The organism is Paenibacillus glacialis (genome assembly GCF_001637205.1).
Taxonomy (GTDB): Bacteria; Bacillota; Bacilli; order Paenibacillales; family Paenibacillaceae; genus Paenibacillus_AQ; species Paenibacillus_AQ glacialis.
The window spans coordinates 471077-497999 of sequence record NZ_LVJH01000070.1 but is presented as its reverse complement, the minus strand read 5'-3'; the positions used below and the strand labels follow the sequence as shown (position 1 = coordinate 497999).

Genomic DNA, 26923 nt, shown 5'->3' with positions numbered 1-26923 from the left:
TTCTTTTTGAACAGGGCGGGGGATTTTTCTGTTTTTAAAAATGTTTAAATTTGTAAAAGGAGGTAGTTGTAATGGCCTTTCAAAAACCTACAGGAACGCAAGATTTATTGCCGGGTATGGTAGAAAAATGGCAATATGTTGAGCAAAAAGCAAGAGATTTATGCAGACGCTTTAATTATCGTGAGATACGTACGCCACTATTTGAACAGACAGATTTATTTGTACGTGGTGTTGGGGATACAACCGATATCGTTGAGAAGGAAATGTATACGTTCAATGATAAAGGTGACCGTAGCATGACGTTACGTCCTGAAGGAACAGCAGGCGTAGTCAGAGCGTACGTGGAGAATAAGTTATACGGCGAGCCTGACGTTAGCAAGCTATATTATATCGGACCTATGTTTCGGTATGAGCGTCCTCAAGCAGGGCGGTATCGTCAATTTCATCAGTTCGGTGTAGAAGCTTTCGGCGCAGTTGATCCGGCAATTGATGCGGAAGTGATTTCACTTGGTTATCAATTTTGTAAGGAGTTAGGAATGCAGGGTGTGAAGGTAGAAATTAACTCTGTAGGTACTCCTGAGACTCGTACAGCATACCGTGAGCAATTACTTGCATATCTAACACCAATGAAGGACAGTCTTTGCAAAGATTGTAAATCTCGGATAGATCGCAATCCTATGCGCGTACTGGATTGTAAAGTGGATCAAGATAAATTTCATGATGCACCATCTATTTTGGAAAGCTTAGATGAAGAATGCAGCACTCTTTTTGAGAATGTAAAGCAGCATTTGGATGTTATGGAAGTTGACTATGTTGTCAATCCAAGACTCGTTCGAGGACTGGATTATTATACGCATACTGCTTTCGAATTCAAGGCAGAAGGTATTGGTGCTATTGATACCATAGGTGGTGGAGGTCGTTATAACGGTCTTGTGAGTGGTATTGGTGGACCAGACCAACCAGGTATTGGTGTAGGAATTGGTTTAGAGCGTATTATACTTATTCTTGAGAAACAACAGATCGAACTAAATGCACTGAAACCTTTGGATGTTTACTTCGTTGCTTTAGGCGAGGAAGCAGACAAAGAAATTACGAAACAATTGTTTAAGCTTCGTCAACTTGGCTTCTCAGCTGAACGCGATTATTTGGGCCGGAAGATGAAAGCACAGATGAAATCTTCAGATCGTTTCAAGGCTCGTTATACGGCTATTCTTGGAGAAGATGAGCTACAGCGTGGTGAAATTGCTCTGAAATCGATGGAAACTGGTGAACAGCTTACTGTGAAACTGGATGAGATCCATCTGAATCTTGTATAAAATGCCTATTAGGCCAACTATAGAAAAGGGGAATGATTAAGAATGAGTAGAACACATCAATGTGGACAACTTACGACAGGCCATATCGGAGAGACAGTTACTCTGAATGGTTGGGTGCAGACTCGTCGTGATTTGGGAGGCGTTTTGTTTATAGATTTCCGCGATCGTAGCGGGATCGTACAGATCGTATTTAACCCAAGCTTCTCCGGTGATGCGCTTGCTATTGCAGATAAAGTTCGTAGTGAATATGTACTGTCTGTAACAGGTGAGGTTGTACTACGAGATAAAGAAACGGTTAATGCAAATCTCCCAACAGGAGAAATTGAAGTTCGTATTACAGAAATTGAAGTGTTGAATGCAGCTAAGACACCTCCATTCTTTATTGAAGATGGTGTTGAAGTGGATGAATCACTTCGCTTGAAATATCGCTACTTAGATTTGCGCAGACCTGAAATGCAGAAGACGCTTATGTTACGTTCAAAAGCAACTAAAATTTTCCGTGATTTCTTGGATGAAGAAGGTTTCATCGACGTGGAGACGCCAATCTTGACCAAGAGTTCTCCAGAAGGTGCACGTGATTACTTGGTTCCAAGTCGAGTACATGCTGGTGAGTTCTTTGCACTACCGCAATCGCCACAAATTTACAAACAATTATTGATGGTAGGTGGACTTGAACGTTATTATCAAATCGCACGTTGTTTCCGTGATGAAGATCTTCGTTCAGACCGTCAACCCGAATTTACGCAAGTCGATATTGAGACTGCTTTCTTAGATCGGGATACCCTTCTAAATATGATGGAGCAACTAATGGTTCGTCTATTCAAGGAAACCGTAGGTGCGGAATTACCAACACCATTCCAACGCATTAGTCATGCCGATGCTATGAGCAAGTATGGTTCAGATAAACCGGATCTTCGTTTTGGATTAGAGCTTGTAAGTTTGAGTGATATCGTAGCGAACAGTGAAGCTAAGGTATTTGCGTCCGTTATTGAAAAAGGCGGAGAAGTGAAGTGTCTCAACGCTAAGGGATGCGGAACATGGAGTCGTAAAGACATCGATGAACTTGGAACTTATGCAAGTCGTTATGGCGCGAAGGGACTAGCTTGGGTTCAAGTGAAAGATGGCGAATTTAAAGGTCCGATCGTTAAATTCCTCTCCGAACAAGAGATTGAAGCAATCAAAGAACGTACGGGAGCTGAAGAAGGCGACCTTCTATTATTCTCTGCGGACAATAGTAAGATTGTTGCTGATGTTCTAGGTGCGTTACGTCTTAAAATTGGTCGTCAATTAGGATTAATTAACGAGAAAGAATTTAAATTTGTCTGGGTATTGGACTTCCCACTACTTAGCTATGATGATGATCAGAAACGTTATATTGCAGAACATCACCCGTTCACACGTCCGAAGGATGAGGATTTGGAATTATTCGATACAGATCCTTTGAAGATGCGTGCTGAAGCTTATGATATCGTATTAAATGGCTATGAAGTCGGTGGCGGTTCGATGCGTATCTTTAAACGCGAGATTCAGGAAAAAATGTTCAACGCTCTCGGTTTGTCACCTGAAGATGCTTACGATAAGTTTGGATACCTACTGGATGCTTTTGAATATGGAACTCCACCTCATGGCGGTATCGCCTTTGGATTGGACCGACTGATTATGTTACTGGCTGGTCGTACGAACCTTCGTGAAACCATTGCGTTCCCGAAAACAGCTAGCGCAACAGATCTGTTGATGGATGCTCCTTCACCGGTAGAAAATGTGCAGCTTGAACAGCTTCATATTAAATTGTCGAAAAAACCAGGTGAAGAAAAGAAAGCTTAAAGGAGGTTTCTGTACATGCTGCATCAATTTTCGCGTACAGAACTCGCGATTGGATCAGAAGGTCTTGAGATCATGAAGAATAGCACGGTAGCCGTCTTGGGTATCGGGGGAGTGGGGTCCATTGCGGTGGAGGCCCTTGCTCGTACAGGTGTTGGAAGAATCATTCTGATTGATAAAGATGTCGTGGATATCACGAACATTAATCGGCAGATCCATGCTTTGACTACGACAGTAGGTCAGGAAAAGACGGAATTGATGGTCGATCGGGTGAAGCTAATTAATCCAGACTGCGAAGCTATCGCGCTCAATATGTTTTATACGGATGAAACGTATGAGGAATTGTTCAAATATGACTTGGATTATATACTGGATGCATCAGATACGATCATTTATAAAATCCATATTATTAAAGAATCTCTCAAAAGAAAGATTCCGATGATTTCTAGCATGGGTGCTGCAAACAAGATGGATCCAACACGGTTTCAAGTCGCGGATATATCGAAGACAACCATGGATCCGATCGCAAGGGTCATTCGTACAAGGCTTCGCAAAGAGGGTATTAAGAAGGGCGTGAAAGTGGTATTCTCCACAGAGACACCGATGAAGCCCCGTGAAGATATCACGCAGAAGATTGTGCCTGAGAATGCGCCAGATAGACGTAAAGCCAAGCAACCACCTGCAAGCAATGCTTTTGTACCGCCAGTAGTAGGATTAATTATGGCTAGTGTTGCGGTTCGTGAGTTACTTGCTAACAAAGGGATTACTACATGAATGAATTTTAAAATAGGGGTGTGTGGTTTCCGAATTTTCGGTGTCCACGCCCTTTTTTTTGTGATTATAGGTTATGCTACATAGTAGAAATAAATTGTGAACAGAGATAGGGGAATAAGTAGATGAAAATAGGATATTGGCACCGAAGTCTAGGTATTACGCCTCAAGATGATTGGAAGAAAGAGATGATTGCAGGAATGGTATCCTACTTTGCAGTCGTTTATATTGTTATGGTTAACGCGACGATTCTTCATGATGCAGGCATGCCGCTAAAAGCTGCAATGGTAGGTACACTACTAACATCCATTACGGGCTGTCTGCTCATGGCATTTGGTGGAAAGTCACCTATTGTTGTTGTTCCGGGTATGGGAATCAACGCATTTTTCACATATACGCTCGTTCATTCCATGAAGCTTAGCTGGCAGGAAGCCCTTGCTGTTGTAACGGTAACGGGTGTTTTGTTCTCCATTGTAGCATTCACATCGCTTTACCGAATCATTAGTGAAGCTATTCCTAAAAATCTTCAACATGGTATTACGGTAGGAATTGGACTTTTTCTGACGTTTATTGGTTTGCAAAAAAGCGGGATTGTGATTGCCCATCAAACGACGTTTGTCGCTATTGGACATTTCTCAGACCCTACCGTCATCGTATCCTGTGTCACGTTGCTCCTAGGGCTGGTTCTTTTTGTGCGGGGAGTGCAGGGTGGAATGCTTATCACAATGCTAACAGGAACAGGACTGGCTTATCTTCTGGGTGCAGGTCCAACGGCTTCTAAAGCCGAGTCCGGTCATGCATTTCAAGCCTATGGTGAGGTATTTGCAGGTTTATCGTTGGCTAATATGGGGAACATTGTGTTCTGGATTGCTGTGTTTCTTCTATTATTAATTGTTGTTTTTGAGAATATTGGTTTAGTGGCTTCTCAGACTGCTATGATCGGTCGTCCTGAGAACTTCAAGGGAAGTCTTCGAGCATTGTCGGTAACGAATATATTTGCGGGTATATTTGGTTCAAGTCCTGTGGTCGCTGCTGCAGAATCTAATGCTGGAATTGCGGCTGGGGGGCGTACTGGACTAACTTCCTTAGTATCTGCTGTTTTGTTTTGCGCTACATTTTTCTTTATTCCGCTACTGACATGGATTCCTGATAGTGCAATCGCACCGATTCTGATCATTATCGGTGGGCTGATGGTACAAAATGTGCAAGAGATGGATTTCTCTGATCTTACTGAAGCTTTTCCTGCGTTCTTGATTATGGTGATGATTCCTTTTACTTATAGTATTGTAGATGGAATGGCTTTTGGCTTCATTGCGTACCCCATTGTGAAGCTAGCACAGAATAGAGGGAAAGAAGTTTCTCCAGTCCTTTATGGAATTGCAGCTTTATTTATAGCTAACTTCGTTCTTAATTCCCTGTTGTAAAAGACTTATGGTTTCTCTAATACCATTATGATATACTTAATTTCCTTTTCTATAAGGAAATATTTTGAAGCAAGTTTTTTTTGCGAAGCAACACAGGAAGCGAAAGCTCCAAAAAACTTTTAGGAGGTAACTGAAAATGGAAGACAACTTTCAAAGTGCCTATCAAGAGGAAGAGAAAAGGCTGAATGATGCGATCACAGAAATTGATCGCCAACTGCAATGGCTACAAAGTGTAGATGTCTATACAGGACATGATTTCACTGAGCAAATCCTCGAAGAGGCGCGCAAAGAGAAACGTATAGCACTAGCCAAAAGCGTACAGGAGCCCTATTTTGGACGCTTGGATTTCCAAGGTACAAAGGATCAAAGAAAGCCACTTTACATTGGTAAAATAGGTGTCGATCGGGAGGTTGTGACAGATCAACCGCTTGTGATTGATTGGCGTGCACCTGTAGCGAGTCTTTTTTACTCTTTCACGGGTGGTGATGAGGCAACATCGTATGAAGCGCCTGAAGGATTGATTGAAGGGCTCGTGTTTTTGAAACGCAACGTCGTTATTCGAAAACAAATATTAGAAAGAGTCTCCGATACCTATAACAGAGAAAATGAGCAACCTGCGGTATCAGATGAATTTCTAGTCTATCGTCTTGGAGAGAACAAGGATAATAAGCTACGTGACATCGTATCGACGATTCAAGCTGAGCAGGATCAAATTATTCGTGCAGTCAAAAATACAGCACTTATCATTCAAGGCGTAGCAGGGAGCGGGAAAACGACCGTTGCGTTACATCGACTGGCCTATTTGTTGTATCAATATAAAGAGCAGGTTACGGCAGAAAAAATGATTATTTTTGCTCCGAACCATATGTTCTTGGATTATATTTCTGATGTGCTGCCTGAATTAGGTGTTGGTGATATTCAACAGAGTACATTTGCGGACTGGGCATTGGATGTGCTAGAGCTGAATATGCCTCTTGCAGATGCGGCAGAGACACTTCATTATTGGTTCGAACAAGCTGGTGGGACTCGTGAAATAAATGATGAGGTGCCTGGTCGGTTTAAAGGATCTTTGACACTCATGAAGATGATCTCAAGTGTTATTGAGTCGTTGGAGACGGTTTCTGTTCCAGAAGGCGATTTCAGCCCATGGGATGGCAAGGTGTTGTCGCATGACAAAATACTGTATTGGTATAATGAAGAATACAAGCCTTATCCTCTTGCCAAAAGAAAAGAACGTGTTATGGCGAGAATTCATCGCTGGGTGGAAATGGAGCTCAAGAAATCTCCTTCTGAAGCCGTGTTTAAGGATCGGAAGAAAAAGGCAACACAACGTGAGAAAAGTTATGCTACCAAGTGGCCTAAGTATGAGCCTTTGACATTATATAAACAAATGTTTCGTGCTTTAAAAGCACCTACTGGATGGTCAGATGATTGCTTACAAGGAATTCCGGCCACTGTGCTGAAATCAACACAATCCGATCTTAAGAAGGACATTATCCGTGAAGAAGATCTATCGCCACTTCTTTATATTCATTATTTATTGAATGATGTAACCAGTGAACAGCGATTTGATCATATTGTCATTGATGAGGCACAGGATTTCTCTCCATTCCAGGTAGCTGTATTGGATTTCTTTGTCCGAGGACATTCCTTCACCATTCTAGGCGATCTCTCACAAGGAATTCATGCTTACCGGGGAGTTCATCAATGGGAAGAGATGAGTTCGTTGTTCCAACCAGAACATACAGCTTACTTCGCATTAACTCGAAGTTATCGCTCAACGATGGAGATTATCGAATTTGCGAACGGGATTTTGGAAAAGGGTGTCCAAAGTGATCTGATGGCTGTTCCCGTATTCCGTAGTGGAGATACTGTTCGGTTAATTCCTTATGGTAAGGATGAAGGATCGAGAATAGACGATCTACAAACGGCATTAAATCGATTATCTTCCAAAGAATATCGGACGGTAGCCATTCTGACACGAACCCTTAGTGAAGCTAAAGATTTGCATCATCAATTAGAAAAGAATACAGCGGATTTACACCTCATAGATGGAAGCAAACAGGCCTACCAAGGTGGATTATCCATACTTCCCGTGTATCTATCAAAAGGTTTAGAGTTCGATGCTGTTATTGTAGCAGATGCCGATCTAGACCATTACGGTCCTAAACCATGGGATGCTAAACTGATGTATGTGGGATGTACGCGCGCTTTACATGAGTTATGGATTATGCATGGAGAAGGTGTTCCAGATTACTTGGGAAATCAGGACGAAGATATAGCCGTTCGAGGTTGGCCTGAATCATAATGAATTGATGAAGATTACCCTTAGGGAGAGTCCCTTTTTAATGGTTGAGGTAAAAAATAGTTATACTTATTCTTTCACTTGATTAGATACCTGATTATATGAGTTAATAAGGATGTCGGAACCGACCATTATGCCGCGAAAGGAGGCTGATTGAATTGATCAAAGCATACGAGGTGGTTTCCGCGTAAGCGGAAAACCTGTTAAATAAGGGGGATCGCGGCAAGCGGTCTCCCTTATTATTTTTTATAACCACGAGGGCATTAAATGAGGTATAATAAATTTAGTTGGGAAAAAAATACATAGTCGAAAGGAGGCGAAATCAATGGTATTTAATAAAAAAGTCTTAAACGTAGCAGTAGTTGGACAATGGTTTAAGGAGGACGTTGGTTATCGCGAATTACAAAAATGGCAAGGATGTGCTTCCACCTAATTTGTTGAAAGAGCTTCAACAGTATATTCATGGTGAATTGATATACATCCCGAAGAAGAACAAACAGCGTGTAGGCTGGGGAGAACTTAGTGGAACACGGAAGCTGATCACTCGTAGGAATGAAGAGATTTTTGGTTTGTATTCAGAAGGTCGCTCTGTTGAATATTTGCAGCAAGCATATCATTTGTCCGAAGACAGTATCCGTAAAGTGATTGTCAAAATGCGAATGGAGCTTAAGCAGTCTGCAAATCTTCAATAAAGAGTTAGCATAGAGTGTTCAAGAGAACCGTCAGGCGAATGAAGCCGGGCGGTTCTTCTTGTGTTCACTACGATTGTGATATGATAGATAAAGATATTTATAATTTTGATGGATGGTAAGGACGTGAATTACGAATGGATTTATTCTCTTTTCAGCAGGAATCGGACACCGTCTCGCGGCTACTTGCCGATCGGATGCGCCCGGTGAATCTGGATGAATATATTGGACAAGAGCATATTGTGGGTCGAGGAAAGTTATTGCGACGCGCAATTGAAGCCGATCAAGTCTCATCGATTCTTTTATATGGGCCTCCTGGGTCGGGTAAAACAACGTTAGCACATATTATTTCTCATCATACCAAGGCTACGTTTGTACGACTAAATGCAGTAGAGGCTTCTGTCAAAGACGTGCGAGAGGTGATTGATCAGGCTCACACCAGCAAGTCTTTATACGGAACCAAGACGATTCTTTTCTTAGATGAGGTACATCGCTTTAACAGTTCTAGGCAAGATGCATTGTTACCTGCTGTTGAGAAAGGCACCATTGTTTTTATAGGAGCGACAACGGAGAACCCATTTCATTACGTCAATGGCGCTTTAATGAGTCGAGCAACATTATTCCAATTAAACGCGTTGACGAAGGAACATTCCTTAATTGCTATGAAACGTGCACTTCTAGATTCGGAAAAAGGGCTTGGTTATATGAAGCTCGATGTGGATAAAGATGCATTAGAGCATATCGCAACGATGGCAAATGGGGATATTCGCAGGGCACTTAATGCGTTAGAGTTAGCGGTGTTGACGACAGCTCCAGAGGATGATGGTACGATTCACGTTACGATTGAAGTAGCGGAAGAATCGATTCGTAGACCCATCGTAAAAGCAGATGAATCCACACAGTATGACATCATTTCGGCATTTCATAAGAGTATTCGTGGTTCAAGCGATGCTGCACTATTCTGGTTTCTGTATGGAGTGGAGAAACTTGGGATGGACCCGATGGTGTTCATTCGACGCTTAATTGCAGCAAGCAGTGAAGATATAGGTCTTGCTAATCCCCAAGCATTGGTTCAGGCCGTGAGTGCACTTGATGCTTATCGGAATAATGGCTGGGCTGAGGGGAAGTTAAATATCTCGCAAGCGATTATTTTTGCGGTTGAAAGTCCTAAATCCAATGCAGTTTATCTTGCTATTTCGAAAGCGATGACCGCTATGGATGATATCAGATCAGCGGAAGTACCTCTACACTTAAGAGATAGTCACTATAAGGGCGCTGTGAAGCTTGGACACACAGGATATAAATATCCACATGATTTCCCGAACCATTATGTGAAACAAGATTATTTGCCTAAGGAGATCTCACGACGGGTATTCTATCAAGCAACGGAGCAAGGGAATGAATCTAAGATCAAGTTGAATCAAGAACGTCGGCGTGAATTGTAGCTTTAGAGATTGCTACCCACCACCAACTTTTATAAGTACAAAATGCCCCTCTCATCAATAATGAGAAGGGCATTTTTGTTTTATTTTTTTAAAATTTGGGGAATAGTGTAAGGTACCTTATCGACTTTGTCGATGGTACCACCACCGAGGCATTCTTCACCTTGGAAGAAGACAACAGCTTGTCCTGGTGTAATAGCCTTTTGTTGCTTATCAAATACAACGTTAACCGATCCATCGGGAAGCCAGTTCAGCGTCACACCCTGATCAGGTTGACGATAACGGAATTTGGCTGTGCAAGTAAAAGGTCCTTTGGGCAAAGATCCTTCTCCTTCAATCCAATTCACTCCCGTTGCTATAAGCCCATTAGAATAAAGACTAGGATGATTGTCGCCTTGCACGACATATAGAATGTTATGCTCTAGGTCCTTATCAGCTACAAACCAGGGTTCGCCTGAACCTGAACCACCAATACCAAGACCTTGACGCTGACCTAGCGTATAATACATCAGTCCATCGTGATCGCCTTTAACTTCGCCCGTTGCAATGTCCACCATTTTGCCAGATTGAGCAGGTAAGTATTGGCTAAGGAACTCTTTGAAGTTACGTTCACCGATAAAACAGACACCTGTGCTGTCTTTCTTCTTCGCAGTATAAAGTCCAGCTTCTTCAGCAATACGTCGTACTTCCGGCTTAGGAAGATGACCGATCGGGAACATAGCTTTGGAGAATTGCTCCTGATTTAATGCATTTAGAAAGTAGGTCTGATCTTTATTGCTATCAATACCGCGTAATAGTTTATAAACGCCCTTCTCTTCGACTACTCTGGCATAATGCCCTGTAGCAACATAATCCGCACCTAAATTGAGAGCTTTATTCAAGAATTCCCCGAATTTGATCTCTCTATTGCACATTACATCAGGGTTGGGTGTCCTTCCGGACTTATATTCATCAAGGAAATAGGAGAATACTTTATCAAAGTATTCCTTCTCGAAATTGACGGTATAGTAGGGAATATCGATCTGTTCACAGACGCGGCGTACGTCTTCTGCATCATCTTCTGCCGTACAATTACCGAATTGATCGGTATCATCCCAATTCTTCATAAAGATCCCGATTACGTCATAACCTTGCTGTTTCAGAAGCAGCGCAGTTACGGAGGAATCGACACCTCCAGACATGCCGACAACGACACGTATACTGCTATTATCTATTGACATCAGAATCACCATCTTTATATTAAAATTGTGCCCATACTGTATTTTAACATAATCGTCATGACTTCACATACTGAGAAATGTCCACTCTGGACGAACATTCCACCAATTTGTAACGGTTTGTTTTCCATATAGGAACTGAATATGTTACCATAAGCAAAGGGTAATGATCGGAATAGATAGAAATAGTATGAATTAATATGCTAACCTGCCGATTATGCTTACAATAATGAACAGTAAACAATCATACTAAAGTTTTATATGAATAGAAAGAGGTGCTAGGGATGAAAATATCAACAAAAGGACGTTACGGCTTAACCATTATGATGGAACTATCTTCTAAGTTTGGTGAGGGACCTACTTCATTGAAAAGTATTGCTGAGAAAAATCAATTATCAGAGCATTATCTTGAACAATTGATTGCACCTCTTCGTAATGCAGGTTTGGTGAAGAGTGTTCGTGGAGCTTATGGTGGTTATATTTTATTTCGTGACCCGTCAACGATTACGGCAGGTGATGTAATTCGTGTCCTCGAGGGACCCATTTCCCCAGTGGACTTTACGGAAGAAGATGATCCAGCGAAGCGGGATTTATGGCTCAGAATTCGAGATGGTATCGCTAACGCACTAGATTCTACAACATTGCAAGATCTTATTTCTTTTGAAGAAAAAAGTGCTGCTGACAATTACATGTTCTATATTTAGTTATAGTTTATTGTAATTCTTAGAGAAATACTGATATATCAATGTTTTGGCCTCCATTTGGAGGCCTTTATAATGAGAAAATCACATAAAAAATCACATATCCTGCAAAGTACTGAGATTGAGAACATCAGCGTAATGGTTTTTTATCTTCAAGTCGGCATTTTTCTGCATCTTTTGTGTTACATGCGTATAAATATTTAAAGTTGTTTTTTCATTTTCGTGACCTACTCTTTGCATGATTGTATTTAAGTCGACTTCTGCTTCAGCGAGCATACTGACGAAGGTATGTCTAAAGATGTGTGGAGTGGCATGTTTAGTGATTGAAGTGTCTTTAATAATTCTTTGCATCCTAATGCGAATGTGTTGCGCATTAAAAGGATATCCATCGTTATTACGAAAAACAAATTTCTTGTCATGGTAATCTTTGAAATAATCTCGCTGCGATTTCATTTGAGTAGCTTGCCGCTCTTTATGTTCCATCAGCATGATCATTACATTTTCATCGATGGGTACCAGTCGAATAGATCCTGTGGTCTTAGGTGTCTCCAGTTGATAATTACGCATGTTATCGCTATCCATTGTTTTTGTGATTCTTATTTGATTAGAAACAAAATCAATATCGGTCCACTTCAATGCACACAGTTCACCTGATCGAACCCCCGAGAAAGCAAGCAGGTAAAATATTTCTTTATCCTGCAGCTCACCATGTTCATTAATCGTCGAGAAAAAATCTAGCAGCTCAGATCTATTCAAATACTTGTCTTCAATGAGTTGGTCCTTGTTCTCGATCTCTTCAACGGTTGTGACCTTTTGCGGTATGACTGCATCAATGGTGGGGTTATCAATTCTTATTTTATGTTTTATCGCATACTTGAAAATCATGTTTGCTGTATTATTTATTCCTAGCATAGTGTTATGAGCATATTCCTGGTCATCAAGATCATTTAAAAAGTTCTGATAATCTCGATGAGTAATTTTGCTGATAGGTTTCTTTTTGAAGTAATTATTTAAGTTATTTATCTGAACTCCTCGTTGTACAACACTTCTACGTTTAACTTTTCCTTTTGAATAGGTTTTGAGCCATTCCTCAGCGACATCAATGATTGTTATCTTTTTAGTTTTCTTTGAATCTATTCCTAGTTTGCGCTCATTATAGACAGCCTGGGCACGTGCCAAAGCCTCTTTTTGTGTATCAGCTCTTCTAGGGATCTGATTTCTTTTTCCAGTGGTAGGATCCGGAGGGCCTTCTATTGTACAAATCCACTTATACCCCTGCTTGTTGTTAGCGGGGATTTTAGTGTAGCTAGCCATAAGATATTTCTCCTTCCGTTAAAAATTAAGAGCATCCTCTATCGTATCTACCGATAAGAAGAGTTGGTCTATAGATTTGCCATGTCTCCATGCGATTTTAGATAGATTAATAGATACAAAGCCAGGCTTATCATGAATAACTTGGATATCTTCAGAGAGTACAGATGCAGCAGATCCAGGTAAGTATGGTGGAATATCACACTGCCTATAGTTCTTATCAATCTGAATAGGCAACTGACTGTCCCAATTGAACCCTGCTGGCTGCTCTACGACCAAAGTATGTGGACGTGACCAATCGCCATCATAGTCATAATAGGCACGAATTCGAACCCCTAGCGAGCTATCGTTATTTAGGTCCTCATCAAAAGTTAAAGAAGATCCATTAAATGTAGAGTTGTTTTCCAACATTAATTTCGATTGATAATTATCATGTTCAATCTGTTCGATTCGCCTTTCTGCAAGTTCCAACGGTACCCGGAATTCATGTGCGACAAAAGCTATAGCATCACTTTTACGAGTAGGTAAGGTCAATCTATTGAGCATCGAGAATGGAATAGCTGCATAAAGCACGAATCTTTCAGCTTCTTTTTCTTGGGCATCGGTAAATTGTTTTGGCATCAAGGTTTGGTTTCCTGCGTGACGTAGCAGGTGGCAGAGCTCGTGTAAAAATTCGAGCCACTGTTTAACAAGGTTATTACGATCGTCTATAAACATCGTGGACAATCCTTTTGCGGAATCTATAGCTCTGCTTGGAATACTCGCATAATGAATCCAAATATTCAGGAGCTGTGATAGCTCATCAATTTCTAACTGATGTGTTTCGGTAATCCCTATTTCTTGGTATAAGTCATTTACAAATTGCTCGGTTTTAGTTATTTGATGACAGCATGACAAGTTAAAAACCTCCATAGTGGGAATGTACGTTCTGTTATGTAGTAAAAAGAAAAGCCATTGCTGGCTTGAATGATTTTGAAGACGGCTATTTATTTTTTAATTTGTCGACATCCATTTCTAGAGCGACAATGCGATGACTTAAGAAACGCACATCACCATGAATATCAACTAAGTCTTCATTAATCTTTTCCTCGATGCGAACGGTATTTCCTTGAATCTTATTCACATCCATGCTCAAGGCTTCTAGTTTTGCGTCTGTTTCTTCCTGGCGATCACGGATCGCACTGGTGATCTGATGGAGTTCGGATTGACCAGACTCAAGACTGCCTATTCTCGTGTTCATTGTTTTCATTTCTTCCTGTATAGGCTTCAAAGCTTCAGTAATGACTGATTGAAGTATATCTTTTAATTCTCTATTATCCATAAAGTATCAACTCCTTATTTATTTTTTGAGAGACTCCGTATCGGCTTCAAATATTCAATATTATTTTGTTCAAATTTGTGCAGCTTTTTTAAAGCTTGGAGGAACCTTCGTAACCTTTTCTCTATTTAAATTAATCTTTATTTACTGAGCTTCGGTAGCGCTGAACATTGTCATTCCATCTTTAATGGCCAATTTGTACTTTATGCCATTGCGTACCGTAGCTTGTCTAAAATTATTCATATCAGTAGATGATTCGAACAAGCCTAAATCTTTCAAAGTATCTTGTATATCATCAGATGAATATCCATAATTTGTTGCCATAATAATAAGTCCCACTGATGCTAATATATTCTCGCCCGTTTCATTGGTTAGATCGCCATCCCCTAAGGTTGACACTTCTTTGATTGTCCCGTCTTTATTTGTTGTTCCAATTATGTGAAGGTTATCTGAAAATGAATATTTAAAAGAGTCAAGATTATCACCTATTGTTAATGAAAAGTTGTTTATTATTTGATCGTTTAAGTTGTAAGTGGTAGCCAATTCATTATAAATCTGCTTGAAATCCTCAGGAGTAATGCCATTAAACCCAGAAGTTGTTGGAGAGCTTTCTTCAAGTGCACTAGAATTGTTTTTGGATGTAGAACCAGCTTCATTATTAGCATTCTGCTCTAAAGGCTGCGTAGAAGAATTTGCACTATCATCAGCCAAATTGGAACTATTGTTGCATCCGGTTAAAACTAATACCACTAATACTATAAGTAGAGTTTTTTTCATTAAACTTACAGTCCTTTGTCGTTATCCCCATCGGCTGAGGTATTTGCTATTACATGCTAAGTAAATTACTCTCCTTGACGATCCCCAGGTTTACGTCCTTTTTCTTTCTCTTGCAGTATCTTAAAAATCTGTCGCATTTCTTCACGGCGTTCTTCGGGTGCACTTAGATAGTCCTTAAAAAAGATACCGTGTTGAGGATTGTTTATGAAGGCTTCGAATTCAGCCTGTTCTTCTGCATCTATTCCATCAACTTGAGGACGCGGATTACCTGTTCGACCCATAAGGAAATCAGCCGAAACTTCAAATTGATCTGCAATTTTGTTGAGTGTGTCCATGGGAGGTAACTTTGTCCCGTTTTCATAGGCAGTATATGTAGACCTAGCAACCCCTATTAGATCCGCAATGTATTCTTGAGTCCACTTTGAATCACGTCGCTTTAGGTTCTCTCTTTCGGCCTTTAGCCTTTTCGCAAAAATATCCATAACTTTAACACCAACTTTTATAGGATTACCTAATTATAATGTTCCTTAAAGAAACTTTAAAGTGATGTTCCTAAAAGAGACAAAACCTATTGACATGTTCCTTAAAGTAACATATTATAGATTTATAAAGTTACTTAAAGGAACATTAGGGGGTGGACAGATTGAGAACTTGGCTTAAAGAGACTCGTGAGAAAAAAGAAAAGACGCATGAACAAGTTGCAGATGAAGCAGTTATCTCACGTAGCTATTACACAAATATTGAAAATGGCGCTAAGACACCTTCTGTAAAAGCAGCTAAATCAATTGCCGCAGTATTGGGTGTTCCTTGGGAATATTTTTTTAAAGATGAATGTTCCTTTAAAGAACAATCAACAGCAACCGAGCGGAAGGAGGTGAGCTAATGCGTGTTTCAGCAAAGAAAGCAAAATCTAGAAAAAAATCAAAATCTCCAAGTCAAGAATGGAGCAACATTAAAGGTGTAAAATGTGACCGATTGATCATTGAACGCAAGAAAAGAGGACTCACTCAAGGACAATTAGCATCGCTAATGGGTGTTGCAACTGCGACTATCTCACATTTGGAGAATGGGCGTTCAAAACCCGGAATCGATCTAGCATTACAACTTCAAGATTTTTATGAGTTATCATATGAAATTTTATTTCCAGACATTTAATAAAAAATACTTGACAAGGGGTATTCAGTTTATTTCCAGTTCGTATGTGAAAAACGATTATAAATGAATGTGTACGAATTGTATTAAACATTTTATAACAATCAATAGTTCGCTTGTGTTCGTGCTGAGCCGTTCTGTTTTAGAAATTGGAAAAAACACGAATCTTTATAATTGAAAGTATCCAAAACGGAAATGTTTAGTTTTAAAATCCACAACAACTGAGCGTAAGGAGGTGATCTAAATGAAAAAACATATTTGTTCACGCTGCAAAAATAGCGAGATATTTGAGGGAGATAGCTTCTGCAAAATCTGCGGTTTGAATTTGAAAGATGAAGACCCCGATGAAAATTTGAAATCATTCAGTATGGACCCTGGCATTTCGATGTTCAAAGTGGATATGGATTTCAGTAAATTGCAAGAAGCTATTAATACGGCAGTAGACCAAGCATTAGAACGCCATATTTTTAAATTAAGTCTGCCACCATTACTAACCAAGAATCAGTTGATGGATATGTTAGACATTAAAAATACAAAAGCTTCCGAGTTATTGAATCGTGAAGACTTTCCAGTAATTCGTGAGTTTGGTAATCCGAGAGTACCAACGCAATCTTTACTTGCGTGGATCGATGAACATACAGAGTGGGTTAGGCAGAATGCTGGTGAAGCATGGGTAAGGAACAGAAAGGGTGGCGTTGCATAGAAGAAAGCCGCCGGAGCTGTACTGGCTGCCAGCGGCTAAGGGGATGACGATGAGGGGGGAAGGGAATTACTCATAACTAAATTTTATCCCGAACGAACGCCACAAAACAACTATAGTAGCGAGCCATATTGTCCAATTCGAAGTCTTAAATGGAGCGATATTGTCCAGTTTATCGGATGCTATCGAACAGAGGGAGGTGAGATAATTTGTCTATAGGAGATGTATTTCATGAGTTTCGTAAGCAGCAAGGTTTGACGCAAGAAGAATTCGCTGAGCAAACATTTCTAGATCGCTCTTCCGTCGCCAAAATCGAGAATGGAAAGCGTCCAGCACCGAAGGATTTCATGTTACGGACGGCCACCACTTTTGATGAACCGCGCCTTTACTTGGCAGCACAAGAGGAGGTCACCGACGGTGCCTGCGTTCCATGGTTGGACAACTCAGACTTACATAGAGCTGCTACACATTATAAATCGATGGAAGAAGCAGAAGAGGCACTGGCCGCAATGAAGACTGCACCCATCATGAAACGGCCTGATCAATTGACTGCGGCGGATCGTGAAGCGATCAAGGTCACAATTTTTGAATGTGTTGAGGCAATAACAGCCCTCACTCATCATGTTGCAGTACTTTGTAAGGAATACACATTCAGTTGGTTGGGGATTTGGAAGGAACATCGTGCCGAATTAAAAGCCAAAAAATATATGAAATGAGGGAATCGATGTGGATAGAACTCAATTGGTTGAAGAAGCAAAGCAGGCTGGAAGAAACGCAAACTATAACCTGGAGGTAATCCGGAAGAATCCAACAAAGATGTTGCCAGATAAAGTGGAGAATGCAGAAGCGTACTTGAACATGATGATTAGATTTGCAGAGGCAGAAATAGAAAATGCCCGCCGGCTAGGGCGGACACAATTGAGAACCCGATTAAAGAATCTCGTTACGTCTATTTTAACCCCTGAGAGTCATAAGGGCAAGGGGGAAACGGCATGATGGATCGTCGTTGGGCTTCAATGCTTCATTTATTCAAGAACAATGGTAGATTATCACCTTTGTTAACCACGAGGTACGTTGACATAGATAAACGTATTGTACACATTCGTAAGTTGCGAGAGGTATCAAAGCCGTGGTCTCAATCGGAAAAATTCATGCTCAATCTTGCGCTTCATCTTTTCAATGAAAGCAACAAACTAGCAAATCTATCTGATATGGACTATTTGGACTCTTACAACTTAAATCTTGCGATAGAAGCGATTCGAATTCGTTTCAAATAAAAACTATTAAAAGGAGCTAATTTATATGAAATCAACTGGAATTGTTAGAAGAGTGGACGAGCTAGGACGAGTGGTTTTACCGATAGAATTACGACGGACGATGGGCATTGGTGAAAAAGATGCTTTGGAAATTTACGTGGATAAGGAACGAATCATTTTGAAGAAATACGAACCTGCTTGTATCTTTTGTGAAAATGCGGAGGATACGGTGAACTTCAAAGGAAAGATCGTTTGTAAATCTTGTTTGGAAGAAGCTCCATCTGTTTGATCTCAGCTGGTGAGGGTCCACTATGGTGGACCTTCGGAGGTGCGATTAAGCATCCAAGGTGGTGGCGGAATATAGACGCTATTAGGTAAGGAGCGGCCTGCAACAGAAACTAGGCAAAGTATCCGCACTAGATATACAGAAACTGGCTACCTAAAACGCTCCATGCAAGGGTGAGAGTCCCTTGCCTACTTTGATTCAATTAGAAAGGAGAATAGCCATGCAAGTTATTCAAAAGTTAACAGTGGTTAGCAATCCGACACGAGTGTTTGAAGTCGGGACTGAAATCGATGGGCAAGAAATTATTGAGATCCAAGATGATGGCGTTAGATTGGACAACAGCGTTCATTCCGAGTACCTGATTCTAGGGGATGACAATCAACTGATCGCAAGTATAGAAAATGCTCCGGTGATCCTGGATTACAAGCAGATCGCAGTACATGACGATGAGGTGGTGCAAACGAATGGGTGAGGTTACAGAAATGATTTTGAACGGCCTGCTGTGCGATGTGTGCGGTTCTTATATGGATGACATGGAAGAACCCGGATATCCGAGAAGTTGCGAGGATTGTGAAAACGAAAAATGACCCTTACCAGAGGGTCATCGGCATTAAAAATTCACTTGCCCCCATATTAGCAGATTGGGGGCGTACTACACAAGAGGGAGTGATTGGTTTGGGAATTGCAGCATCTTTTAATTCCAACGGTGAGTCAATTGACGTAGGGATCACACCTAAAAATAACTATTCACCTGCAGTTGTATCCTTTAGGACGTTTACTGATTGTATTAATCTCCATCTAACGGATGAACAGATTGCGGAAGCAGCTTATGTATTTAATCAATACTTAGATGGCATTCGTTACCCGGAAACACCAGATCAACAGCAGATATTGAATGCTGAGATAAATCAATCTATAGAGGAGGCAATCGCATGAATAAGCAAGAGATTGTGAACAGACTGTTGTCGCTGCCTGCGGAGATCGCAACAGCTGAGGAAGTAGTGTTACAGGCAAATGCAACTTTGGTATCAGCAAAGGAGTTGCTTCAGCAAAAAGAGGATGACTTATTACTTGGCAATATGATTGATGGTAAGAACGCAGAGATCAGGTCGGCTCAGATGCGCTTGAATACTTTGAATGAGCGTGAGGGTTTAACAGATGCTGAAATGGAGTTGAAGAACGCAGTAACTCGCCTTGGAAGGTCCAGAGATGAATTCCGAGCACTGCAAGCTGTAACTTCTTTGCTTAAGGAGGACGTCGCATGAAAAAAATTATATTGGAACGTTTGACGTATCGTAATTTTAAGGGATTTAGAGATTATATCTTTGATACCAAAGGCTTCAATACAGATGCATTTGGTGATAACGGCACTGGTAAGACAACCTTGTTCGATGGCTTCATATGGTTATTGTTCGGTAAGGACAGTAGTAATAAATCTGATTTTGAGATTAAGGAATTAGATGCTGCTGGTAAGGTAAGGCAGCACAAGTTGGAACATGAGGTAGAAGGTGACTTATTGATCAATGGTCGTCGAAAAACCTTTCGTAGAGTATTTAGTGAACAATGGACAAAGAAGCGTGGAGCACTAACCTCAGAATTCACAGGACATACAACGAGCTATCACATCGATGGGGTGCCTTACAATGCAGGTGAGTATAAGGCGGAAGTTGATTCGATCATCAAAGAGGATTTGTTCAAGCTTCTCACTAGTCCTACATTTTTCAACGAGCAATTGAAAAAGGAAGAGCGTCGCAAGGAATTACTGAAAATTTGTGGAGATATCTCTGATGCAGAGGTTATTCATTCGAACAATGCCCTAGAACGTCTCCCATCTATTTTGGATGATCGAGACGTTGAAGCACATCGCAAGGTTGTGACAGCTCGGTGTAAAGCAATCAACGACGAGATTAAGGATATTCCAATCCGGATTAGTGAAGCTCAACGGAGTCAGCCTGACGTTACTGATCTGGACCAGGAACTATTGCAGGAAGATATAGATCATATACGTACTCAGATTAAAAGCAAGGAATCGGAGATCTTACGAATTCAGAATGGTGGAGAGTCAGCTGTTAAAGAAAAACGACTGCGTGAAATCGAGGGTGAGTTGATCTCCATTAAGAATTCCCTGCAGTCGACAGTCCTGGATAAGGTATCTGTAAAGCGTAAGGAAGTTGGCCAATTACAATCTGAAGTCGATAGATTACGTCGGGAGATAGACGATAAGCAACATCGTATTAAGACAAACAAAAGAACGATTGATTCTAATAAGCTGGAATCAGAACGGTTAAGAGCCGAGTGGACAGAAATAAACGGAAGAGTATTTGAGGGACATGATCACGATGAGAATTGTCCGACGTGTAGACAAGCTTTACCCCAAGAACAAATTCAAGATGCTTTCCAAAAGGCAGTCGCTTCTTTCAATAAAACTAAATCTGAAAGACTTGAACAAATCAATGCTAAGGGTAAGGCTGCCACTGAGGAGACTAATCAACTTGAACAGATGAATAGCCGGTTGCTAGCTGAAATAAATGGTTTGGCTGATATGTTAGCTATTCAACAAACGGATCTGACTACAGCCGAAGCTCAACTTACAGAACTACGGTCTGGAATTCAGGACCCTGGAGCTGATCCAGAGTATCAAAGGTTAACTGAAGAGTCAGCAAGGATTAAGCAGGAGATTGTTTCTCTACAGGACTCTGCAAAAGAAACAATCTGTAAGGTACAGACTGGAATTTCATCTCTCAATACTGACCTTCTCAAACTCCAAGAGGAGAATGCTAAATTTGCGCAGATTAGTAAGACTGAAGAACGGATTGCCGTATTGGAGCAACAAGAGAAGAAATTGGCTATTGAATACGAGCGACTGCAAGAAGAGTTGTTCTTAACAGAAGAGTTTACTCGAACTAAAGTATCTCTGCTAGATTCTAAAATTAACTCGAAATTCAAATATGCACGGTTCCGATTGTTCGAAGAACAGATCAATGGAGGGCTGAAAGAAGTCTGTGACACGCTATTTAATGGCGTTCCTTACGGTAGTGGGCTAAACAACGCAGCTGAGTACAACGTTGGTCTGGACATTATAAATACGCTAAGTGAGTACTACGAAGTATCAGTCCCAATCTTCTTCGATAACGCTGAGTCGGTGACGAAGCTGATCGACACAGATGCTCAAGTAATTCGGTTGGTAGTATCTGAGAAAGACAAGGTACTTCGGGTTAAACCAAGCAATGAAGAGCAGGCCTTCAATAATGAACTTGGTGCCATTGTACGTACTTTAAAAAATGCCAAGGAGGCGATCTAATTGACTACCGAGAACGAACAAGCAGTTGCAAAAAAAGAACCAACACAATCTGAACGCTTCATGACTAAAGTTATTTCGGAATTTGGATCCAACGTAGGTGAGGTTGCATTAACTAACTTTCAACAGCGTCTTGCGCAGAACTATTTCATTGCTCTTGACTCAGTCTTGAAGACGACCGAAGAGAAGCGTTTAAAGAAAGCTGAGAAGTACCGTGATGCAGTGCCTGTTACCTGGGCTAATGTGAATATGGACAAGCTTGCCCGTGATGTGGTGGCTATGGCAAGAGTAGGATTTGACCCTTCACAACCTAATCACATCAACCTTATTCCCTTTAAGAATAACAACACCAACAAATATGATATAGCCTTCATTGAAGGCTATCGTGGCATTGAACTTAAGTCAACTAAGTATGGTATGGATGTACCTGACCACGTTGCAGTGGAATTGGTCTACTCGTCCGATAAATTCAATCCGATCAAGAAGGACATGAACAATAAATACGAAGGTTATGAATTTGAAATTGTGAATGCCTTTGATCGTGGAGAGATAGTAGGTGGGTTCTATTATCACCTTTACTCAAGTGCTCCTGAAAAGAATAAGCTCGTCATCATGACGATTAAGGATATTGAAAAGCGTAAACCTGACCATGCTAGCCCTGAGTTTTGGGGTGGCGAGAAAGACAAGTGGGAGAACGGTAAGAAGGTCGGTAAGGAACAGGTTGAAGGCTGGCGTGAAAAGATGTGTTTGAAAACAGTCTATCGAGCTGCTTACAACGATATCACGATTGACTCACAGAAGATCGATGACGATTACCTTCGCTTGAAACAAATGGAGAGTGATTTGTCCGAAGCTGAGGTTGCACAGGAGATTAGAGCCAATGCCAATGGAGATATCATCGACATTACTCCTGATCCAGTAACTAAGACTTCACAAGATCCTGATCCTGACCTACAGCAAGAGGGATCTAATCAGGATGAAATGGACTTCTCTGATGATGTACCACCTCTGAAAAAGACCGGTGAAGGTCCTGACTTCTGATGATAAACATTACTTGTCTCGGATCCAGCAGCGCTGGTAATGCCTATCGCATTAGCGATGGTCAAACTCACCTACTACTGGAAGCTGGGTTCACATTTAAATCACTCCAACGAGCGTTGGAGTTTCGCATGTCGGAGATCGCTGGTTGTCTGATTACACATGAGCATGGAGATCACAGCAAGGCTGCAAAGGATGTTATGAAGGCTGGTGTTAACATCTACACTAGCCAAGGCACGGCCGATGCATTGAAGCTTTCAGGGCATCGATTGAAGACTATTAAGGCGCACGAGCAATTCGTGATAGGCACATGGACTATTAAGGCGTTTGAGATTGAGCACGATGCAGAGGAGCCATTGGGGTTCGTCCTAGCTAATACAGTAGGCGATAAGCTGGTATTCCTTACAGACACTTATTACTGCAGGTATCGATTTGCTGGGCTAACTCACGTAATGGTCGAATGTAATTATTCCTTGGATATCGTTAACCGTAGGGTCACAGCAGGTGATCTGCATCCAGCACAAAAGAAACGTTTGCTTCGTTCTCACTTCGGTCTAGAGCATGTTAAGGGGTTCCTTCGCGCTAACGACATTAGCAAGGTTCAAGAGATATGGCTACTCCATCTATCAGACGGAAATTCAGACGCAGATAGATTCAAAAGTGAAATACAGGAGACAACAGGCAAGTTGGTCTATGTGGCTGATAGGTAGGTGATACACCTTGATAGAGGACAAGCCTCTGATGAAGAGCATGATGGGTGATCGAATTTGGCGGTTAATGCAGACGGATCCGGAAGAGTTTAAACGGGAGACTAGGGCGTACTTCGCCCTTGGATATCCTGGATGGTCAGTTGTAAGGGTCAAATATCCAATAGTGTTTTTACGAGACGATAGGGGGATAGGTCGATGAGTAATGTTGAGCAGCTTGATCTATTTACACTAACTGATCCAAGTCCTGTACTGAACGGCATGTATTACGAGCAAAGCACTAATAGATTTGTGTCTTACGTGCTTGGTCGTCGGTACTTCGAAGTTACTCCAAGTCGTTGCTTAGGTGATAAGGACTGGAAGGAAAGAACCATGAGGGAGCGTGCTATATGACTACGACTAAGCAAGAGGTTAGTAATGCAGTATTTGACCAGTTAGAAACATTACTTGATGCAGCCACTGAACAAGGTGATGAAGCTGTTGCTGAGCACTTTAAAGCTCTCGCATATGCTTTAGGGGCTCATGTAGCAGTTAAAGGTAAACCGGACCACATGCCTGATTTTATTAATGCAGTATTAGAAAAGTTTGGACAGGGTATTAAGGTAGGAATGCAGATTGCTCATGGTCTCAATGGCCGCTTAGATGTACAGGTTCATAGTGTACGAAGAGACTAACTAATAATCAAGATTATTGCAATATAGGCAGGGGATGAAGAGTATGCCCAAAGATAGTTACCCTTTTCCAATCTACTCCGGTTTATTAGAGCCAGAACACTACAACAAAATAAGCACAGCGATATGGCTATTCCTTTGGTGCATCAGCTCCGTAACCAAAGATAAGGAAGATGAGGAAGGGGTATCTTGGGGCATTGTCCTTGGGAATAAGCCTATCAAACTTGATGATCTATCAGAACAGTTCGGAGTGGCGAGGAAGACAATTTCAAGATGGATTGATACGCTCGAAGATCATGGTTATATACGAGTTACTAGAGCACCATATGGTCTCATTTTCACCGTTAGGAACTCTAAAAAATATCGAAATAAGATGGACAAAAATGTCCACTCTGAAGAAAGAGAAGAGACAGATATGTCCACTCTGGAGGGTAGAGAAGAGACAAAAATGTCTACTCTCTTGGACAAAAATGTCCACTCTAATAAAGATATTATAAAGATCTTGATTGATAGATTGATAGATGGATTAGATGACCATCGATTTACAAATGAGAGATGCGGGGTTCTAACAACCGTTTTGGCTTCCATGCCATTGAACGAAATACATCTCGATGAAAAATCCGTTTCCAAGCGGTTTAGTGAAATCGATCGTTATTACCTTAATCGGAAAGGCAAGCTTTCATCATCAACTGCTGATTATAAACCTATGATGCTACTTGCTAAGATAGCGATTCCGATAGAGTTCATTTTCTTTGGGATAGACCTTTCATTTGCAAGGCACGACAAACAGAAGCGGTGGGAGTCAGCCGAGATCAACCTTTTTTCTTATTGTCAGAAGGTAATCGACGGGATATGGAATCAATTACTGAATGATATTAAAATTGCAAATTCCGAATCTTCCGGTTCGGTAAAGAAATACCCCGAACGGAAACAAAGTAAGACAAAACAACAGCGTGATTTGGATGAACTTGAAAGAATGCGAGAGGAGATACGGCGTGAACAAATTGCAGGTCATTGACCTCTTAGAGTTACTTAGACGTGCTTATCCTAGCATTGACACTAGCAAAGAAAGTGTCGATCATCACCACAAATACCTAAATGATTTCCCATTTGACACTGCTCGAGCGAATGTTGAACAACATATCCTCACGGAAAAGTGGCCACCAAACATTGCGGAGATCCGCGGCAGACAGGGTGAACAACTGGAGCGAACTCGGATGCGTAAAGAAACACAAGCCTATTTTGCACAACTCGAATTGTGGAAGAAGACCGCTGTTCCACCACCAACAGGAATGAGGGAGGCATTATATGCAAAGCTTGGCAGAACTCGAGAAGATTGATCCACCGAATAGCCAAGACGCTGAAATATCTGTATTAGGCGCCGTCCTGATCGATGCAGCAGGGGAAGCCATGGAAGAAGCATCCTTGTTGCAACCTAAGTCATTTTTTAATGTAGCCCATCGGAACATCTTTGAATCCATGATCGAGCTATCTGAAGCAGGTGAGTCAATAGATATCGTCACTTTATCATCACACCTGAACGATCGAGGGAAGTTGGACACAGTTGGTGGGGTGAGTTATTTATCCCGTATGGCTCATTCTGTTCCTACCGCCGCAAACATTGAGCAGTACATATCGATCCTGCAGGATAAATACATGTTGCGCCAGCTGATCGAAGCGGCCAGGAAACAGTTCATCGATGCGGTTGAGAGCGGTGATGCACAGCAAGTGATCGCCAACATGCAAGTGGCAGCGGCTAAGTTATCCGACCAGGCAGCTCCTACACAAGAATTCAAGCCGATACGCCAAGTGATGATGAACTCCTATGACGGGATAGAGCAACGGTTTGCCAATAAGGACAACGGGAGTGTCACAGGCATACCTAGTGGATTTAGTGATTTGGATGCTATGACAGCTGGGTTCCAAAAAAACGATCTAATTATCGTCGCTGCTCGTCCTTCGGTGGGTAAGACGGCATTCGCTTTAAATATTGCACAGAACGTTGCAGTTAAAACGAACGAGACCGTGGCAGTTTTTAGTTTGGAAATGTCAGCTCCACAACTGGGAGATCGTATGATTAGTGCAGAGGGTAACCTGGACGCTAGCAAGATCAAGACAGGGAAATTCGAGGACGGAGATTGGGAGCGGACAGCGAGTGCGGTTAGTGTGTTGGGTGAGACAAACATTTTTATCGATGACTCTCCAACGATTACGGTCCACGAAATTCGTAACAAATGTCGCCGACTTAAGAAAAAACATGGACTAGGACTTATTGTTATCGATTACCTGCAGCTGATTGCTGGATCTGGTAAACGTGGTGAGAACCGCCAGCAGGAAGTGTCTGAAATCTCTCGTACCCTCAAGCAGATTGCTCGTGAGCTGGAAGTTCCGGTGGTGGCTTTATCCCAACTAAGTCGGGGAGTAGAGCAACGACAGGACAAGCGCCCTATGATGTCTGACCTTCGGGAGTCAGGATCCATTGAGCAGGATGCGGATATTGTTGCCTTCTTGTACCGGGATGACTATTACAACCAGGACACAGAGAAAAAGAATATCATCGAAATTATTATCGCTAAGCAGCGTAATGGTCCAGTCGGAACAGTAGAGCTCGTATTCCTGAAGAACTTCAATAAATTTGTGAATTACGAACGAGCACATGACAGTCAGCCAAAACAACCTGAGGTGAAGGATACAAATAAACGCCGGTGGGCGAATTAGGGGGA

The 26923-nt window shown here is 41.5% G+C and carries 32 protein-coding genes; 26 read left to right on the top strand and 6 right to left on the bottom strand.

Annotation, left to right across the window (positions count from 1 at the left end; translation table 11 throughout):
• Window positions 1–71 precede the first annotated feature (71 nt).
• The 7 genes from hisS (at window position 72) to PGLA_RS25055 (ending at window position 9771) form a co-directional block, all read left to right on the top strand.
• Window positions 72–1316: a histidine--tRNA ligase gene (gene hisS / locus PGLA_RS25085; RefSeq protein WP_068537918.1), complete on the top strand. Its 1245-nt coding sequence runs from the start codon at window positions 72–74 to the stop codon at window positions 1314–1316.
• A 42-nt stretch (window positions 1317–1358) separates the two neighbouring features.
• Window positions 1359–3140, top strand: a complete 1782-nt coding sequence (gene aspS / locus PGLA_RS25080) for an aspartate--tRNA ligase (protein ID WP_068537917.1) — start codon at window positions 1359–1361, stop codon at window positions 3138–3140.
• 15 nt (window positions 3141–3155) lie between these two features.
• Window positions 3156–3911 (top strand): tRNA threonylcarbamoyladenosine dehydratase, encoded by a 756-nt coding sequence (locus PGLA_RS25075; RefSeq protein WP_068537916.1) that lies wholly within the window; start codon window positions 3156–3158, stop codon window positions 3909–3911.
• Between the two features lie 122 nt (window positions 3912–4033).
• Window positions 4034–5332, top strand: a complete 1299-nt coding sequence (locus PGLA_RS25070) for an NCS2 family permease (protein WP_068537915.1) — start codon at window positions 4034–4036, stop codon at window positions 5330–5332.
• 136 nt (window positions 5333–5468) lie between these two features.
• The gene (locus tag PGLA_RS25065; RefSeq protein ID WP_068537914.1) at window positions 5469–7640 is read left to right on the top strand and encodes a HelD family protein; all 2172 of its coding nucleotides are present in this window, start codon (window positions 5469–5471) and stop codon (window positions 7638–7640) included.
• Between the two features lie 389 nt (window positions 7641–8029).
• The gene (locus PGLA_RS25060) at window positions 8030–8329 is read left to right on the top strand and encodes a CD3324 family protein (RefSeq protein WP_068537984.1); all 300 of its coding nucleotides are present in this window, start codon (window positions 8030–8032) and stop codon (window positions 8327–8329) included.
• Between the two features lie 134 nt (window positions 8330–8463).
• On the top strand, window positions 8464–9771 hold the full coding sequence (locus PGLA_RS25055; RefSeq protein WP_068537913.1) for a replication-associated recombination protein A: 1308 nt from the start codon (window positions 8464–8466) through the stop codon (window positions 9769–9771).
• 80 nt (window positions 9772–9851) lie between these two features.
• Here PGLA_RS25055 and mnmA read toward each other — a convergent pair whose 3' ends face one another.
• A complete protein-coding gene (gene mnmA, locus PGLA_RS25050; protein ID WP_068537912.1) occupies window positions 9852–10988 on the bottom strand; it encodes a tRNA 2-thiouridine(34) synthase MnmA in 1137 nt (378 codons plus the stop codon).
• A 281-nt stretch (window positions 10989–11269) separates the two neighbouring features.
• Here mnmA and cymR point away from each other — a divergent pair, with 281 nt between their 5' ends.
• The gene (cymR, locus tag PGLA_RS25045) at window positions 11270–11689 is read left to right on the top strand and encodes a cysteine metabolism transcriptional regulator CymR (RefSeq protein ID WP_068537911.1); all 420 of its coding nucleotides are present in this window, start codon (window positions 11270–11272) and stop codon (window positions 11687–11689) included.
• A gap of 93 nt (window positions 11690–11782) precedes the next feature.
• Here cymR and PGLA_RS25040 read toward each other — a convergent pair whose 3' ends face one another.
• The 5 genes from PGLA_RS25040 to PGLA_RS25020 form a co-directional block, all read right to left on the bottom strand.
• Window positions 11783–13000, bottom strand: a complete 1218-nt coding sequence (locus tag PGLA_RS25040; RefSeq protein WP_068537910.1) for a tyrosine-type recombinase/integrase — start codon at window positions 12998–13000, stop codon at window positions 11783–11785.
• An 18-nt stretch (window positions 13001–13018) separates the two neighbouring features.
• Complete coding sequence (locus PGLA_RS25035) at window positions 13019–13894, bottom strand: ImmA/IrrE family metallo-endopeptidase (RefSeq protein WP_068537909.1); 876 nt, start codon at window positions 13892–13894, stop codon at window positions 13019–13021.
• Window positions 13895–13979: 85 nt separating this feature from the next.
• The gene (locus PGLA_RS25030; RefSeq protein ID WP_068537908.1) at window positions 13980–14318 is read right to left on the bottom strand and encodes a hypothetical protein; all 339 of its coding nucleotides are present in this window, start codon (window positions 14316–14318) and stop codon (window positions 13980–13982) included.
• Window positions 14319–14459: 141 nt separating this feature from the next.
• On the bottom strand, window positions 14460–15092 hold the full coding sequence (locus tag PGLA_RS25025) for a hypothetical protein (protein WP_068537907.1): 633 nt from the start codon (window positions 15090–15092) through the stop codon (window positions 14460–14462).
• 65 nt (window positions 15093–15157) lie between these two features.
• On the bottom strand, window positions 15158–15574 hold the full coding sequence (locus PGLA_RS25020) for a helix-turn-helix domain-containing protein (RefSeq protein ID WP_068537906.1): 417 nt from the start codon (window positions 15572–15574) through the stop codon (window positions 15158–15160).
• Between the two features lie 161 nt (window positions 15575–15735).
• Here PGLA_RS25020 and PGLA_RS25015 point away from each other — a divergent pair, with 161 nt between their 5' ends.
• From PGLA_RS25015 to dnaB, 18 genes are all read left to right on the top strand, one after another.
• Complete coding sequence (locus PGLA_RS25015; RefSeq protein WP_068537905.1) at window positions 15736–15975, top strand: helix-turn-helix transcriptional regulator; 240 nt, start codon at window positions 15736–15738, stop codon at window positions 15973–15975.
• Window positions 15975–16247, top strand: a complete 273-nt coding sequence (locus PGLA_RS25010) for a helix-turn-helix transcriptional regulator (RefSeq protein WP_084411483.1) — start codon at window positions 15975–15977, stop codon at window positions 16245–16247. Before PGLA_RS25015 ends, PGLA_RS25010 begins: the two co-directional genes overlap by 1 nt.
• 241 nt (window positions 16248–16488) lie before the next feature.
• Window positions 16489–16947 carry a hypothetical protein gene (locus PGLA_RS25005; RefSeq protein WP_245700311.1) on the top strand — a complete coding sequence of 153 codons (459 nt, stop codon included), beginning with the start codon at window positions 16489–16491 and terminating at the stop codon, window positions 16945–16947.
• A gap of 206 nt (window positions 16948–17153) precedes the next feature.
• Window positions 17154–17660: a helix-turn-helix domain-containing protein gene (locus tag PGLA_RS25000; protein ID WP_068537904.1), complete on the top strand. Its 507-nt coding sequence runs from the start codon at window positions 17154–17156 to the stop codon at window positions 17658–17660.
• A gap of 10 nt (window positions 17661–17670) precedes the next feature.
• Complete coding sequence (locus PGLA_RS24995) at window positions 17671–17940, top strand: hypothetical protein (RefSeq protein ID WP_068537903.1); 270 nt, start codon at window positions 17671–17673, stop codon at window positions 17938–17940.
• Window positions 17937–18221, top strand: coding sequence for a hypothetical protein (locus PGLA_RS24990; RefSeq protein ID WP_068537902.1), 285 nt, complete (start codon window positions 17937–17939; stop codon window positions 18219–18221). The genes PGLA_RS24995 and PGLA_RS24990 overlap by 4 nt, the downstream gene beginning before the upstream one ends.
• Window positions 18222–18240: 19 nt before the next feature.
• Window positions 18241–18489 (top strand): AbrB/MazE/SpoVT family DNA-binding domain-containing protein, encoded by a 249-nt coding sequence (locus tag PGLA_RS24985; protein ID WP_281197467.1) that lies wholly within the window; start codon window positions 18241–18243, stop codon window positions 18487–18489.
• A 217-nt stretch (window positions 18490–18706) separates the two neighbouring features.
• Complete coding sequence (locus PGLA_RS24980) at window positions 18707–18958, top strand: hypothetical protein (protein WP_068537900.1); 252 nt, start codon at window positions 18707–18709, stop codon at window positions 18956–18958.
• Window positions 18959–19014: 56 nt separating this feature from the next.
• Window positions 19015–19422: a hypothetical protein gene (locus PGLA_RS29300; RefSeq protein ID WP_245700309.1), complete on the top strand. Its 408-nt coding sequence runs from the start codon at window positions 19015–19017 to the stop codon at window positions 19420–19422.
• Window positions 19419–19751, top strand: a complete 333-nt coding sequence (locus PGLA_RS24970) for a hypothetical protein (protein WP_068537899.1) — start codon at window positions 19419–19421, stop codon at window positions 19749–19751. Before PGLA_RS29300 ends, PGLA_RS24970 begins: the two co-directional genes overlap by 4 nt.
• Entirely contained in the window at window positions 19748–21787 is a 2040-nt protein-coding gene (locus PGLA_RS24965; protein WP_068537898.1) for an AAA family ATPase, read from the top strand. The genes PGLA_RS24970 and PGLA_RS24965 overlap by 4 nt, the downstream gene beginning before the upstream one ends.
• Complete coding sequence (locus PGLA_RS24960) at window positions 21788–22825, top strand: recombinase family protein (protein WP_068537897.1); 1038 nt, start codon at window positions 21788–21790, stop codon at window positions 22823–22825.
• Window positions 22825–23532, top strand: a complete 708-nt coding sequence (locus PGLA_RS24955; protein WP_068537896.1) for an MBL fold metallo-hydrolase — start codon at window positions 22825–22827, stop codon at window positions 23530–23532. The genes PGLA_RS24960 and PGLA_RS24955 overlap by 1 nt, the downstream gene beginning before the upstream one ends.
• Before the next feature lie 195 nt (window positions 23533–23727).
• Window positions 23728–23922, top strand: coding sequence for a hypothetical protein (locus PGLA_RS24945; RefSeq protein ID WP_068537894.1), 195 nt, complete (start codon window positions 23728–23730; stop codon window positions 23920–23922).
• Complete coding sequence (locus PGLA_RS24940) at window positions 23919–24203, top strand: hypothetical protein (RefSeq protein ID WP_068537893.1); 285 nt, start codon at window positions 23919–23921, stop codon at window positions 24201–24203. The genes PGLA_RS24945 and PGLA_RS24940 overlap by 4 nt, the downstream gene beginning before the upstream one ends.
• 43 nt (window positions 24204–24246) lie before the next feature.
• Entirely contained in the window at window positions 24247–25218 is a 972-nt protein-coding gene (locus PGLA_RS24935) for a MarR family transcriptional regulator (protein ID WP_068537892.1), read from the top strand.
• Window positions 25196–25540, top strand: coding sequence for a replicative helicase loader/inhibitor (locus PGLA_RS24930; protein WP_068537891.1), 345 nt, complete (start codon window positions 25196–25198; stop codon window positions 25538–25540). Before PGLA_RS24935 ends, PGLA_RS24930 begins: the two co-directional genes overlap by 23 nt.
• Window positions 25509–26918, top strand: a complete 1410-nt coding sequence (gene dnaB / locus PGLA_RS24925) for a replicative DNA helicase (protein ID WP_068537890.1) — start codon at window positions 25509–25511, stop codon at window positions 26916–26918. The genes PGLA_RS24930 and dnaB overlap by 32 nt, the downstream gene beginning before the upstream one ends.
• Window positions 26919–26923: the final 5 nt, after the last annotated feature.

Bases quoted from the DNA above. Each gene is read 5' to 3' on its own strand.
- PGLA_RS25025 (WP_068537907.1), bottom strand. From the start codon at position 15,092: ATGAAAAAAACTCTACTTATAGTATTAGTGGTATTAGTTTTAACCGGA.
- PGLA_RS24970 (WP_068537899.1), top strand. From the start codon at position 19,419: ATGAATAAGCAAGAGATTGTGAACAGACTGTTGTCGCTGCCTGCGGAG.
- PGLA_RS29300 (WP_245700309.1), top strand. From the start codon at position 19,015: ATGACATGGAAGAACCCGGATATCCGAGAAGTTGCGAGGATTGTGAAA.
- PGLA_RS25030 (WP_068537908.1), bottom strand. From the start codon at position 14,318: ATGGATAATAGAGAATTAAAAGATATACTTCAATCAGTCATTACTGAA.
- PGLA_RS24990 (WP_068537902.1), top strand. From the start codon at position 17,937: ATGATGGATCGTCGTTGGGCTTCAATGCTTCATTTATTCAAGAACAAT.
- PGLA_RS25075 (WP_068537916.1), top strand. From the start codon at position 3,156: ATGCTGCATCAATTTTCGCGTACAGAACTCGCGATTGGATCAGAAGGT.
- dnaB (WP_068537890.1), top strand. From the start codon at position 25,509: ATGCAAAGCTTGGCAGAACTCGAGAAGATTGATCCACCGAATAGCCAA.
- PGLA_RS24965 (WP_068537898.1), top strand. From the start codon at position 19,748: ATGAAAAAAATTATATTGGAACGTTTGACGTATCGTAATTTTAAGGGA.
- PGLA_RS24980 (WP_068537900.1), top strand. From the start codon at position 18,707: ATGCAAGTTATTCAAAAGTTAACAGTGGTTAGCAATCCGACACGAGTG.
- PGLA_RS24940 (WP_068537893.1), top strand. From the start codon at position 23,919: ATGACTACGACTAAGCAAGAGGTTAGTAATGCAGTATTTGACCAGTTA.
- aspS (WP_068537917.1), top strand. From the start codon at position 1,359: ATGAGTAGAACACATCAATGTGGACAACTTACGACAGGCCATATCGGA.
- PGLA_RS24935 (WP_068537892.1), top strand. From the start codon at position 24,247: ATGCCCAAAGATAGTTACCCTTTTCCAATCTACTCCGGTTTATTAGAG.
- PGLA_RS25005 (WP_245700311.1), top strand. From the start codon at position 16,489: ATGAAAAAACATATTTGTTCACGCTGCAAAAATAGCGAGATATTTGAG.
- PGLA_RS25070 (WP_068537915.1), top strand. From the start codon at position 4,034: ATGAAAATAGGATATTGGCACCGAAGTCTAGGTATTACGCCTCAAGAT.
- mnmA (WP_068537912.1), bottom strand. From the start codon at position 10,988: ATGTCAATAGATAATAGCAGTATACGTGTCGTTGTCGGCATGTCTGGA.
- PGLA_RS25065 (WP_068537914.1), top strand. From the start codon at position 5,469: ATGGAAGACAACTTTCAAAGTGCCTATCAAGAGGAAGAGAAAAGGCTG.
- PGLA_RS24955 (WP_068537896.1), top strand. From the start codon at position 22,825: ATGATAAACATTACTTGTCTCGGATCCAGCAGCGCTGGTAATGCCTAT.
- PGLA_RS25010 (WP_084411483.1), top strand. From the start codon at position 15,975: ATGCGTGTTTCAGCAAAGAAAGCAAAATCTAGAAAAAAATCAAAATCT.
- hisS (WP_068537918.1), top strand. From the start codon at position 72: ATGGCCTTTCAAAAACCTACAGGAACGCAAGATTTATTGCCGGGTATG.
- PGLA_RS25040 (WP_068537910.1), bottom strand. From the start codon at position 13,000: ATGGCTAGCTACACTAAAATCCCCGCTAACAACAAGCAGGGGTATAAG.
- cymR (WP_068537911.1), top strand. From the start codon at position 11,270: ATGAAAATATCAACAAAAGGACGTTACGGCTTAACCATTATGATGGAA.
- PGLA_RS25055 (WP_068537913.1), top strand. From the start codon at position 8,464: ATGGATTTATTCTCTTTTCAGCAGGAATCGGACACCGTCTCGCGGCTA.
- PGLA_RS24945 (WP_068537894.1), top strand. From the start codon at position 23,728: ATGAGTAATGTTGAGCAGCTTGATCTATTTACACTAACTGATCCAAGT.
- PGLA_RS25020 (WP_068537906.1), bottom strand. From the start codon at position 15,574: ATGGATATTTTTGCGAAAAGGCTAAAGGCCGAAAGAGAGAACCTAAAG.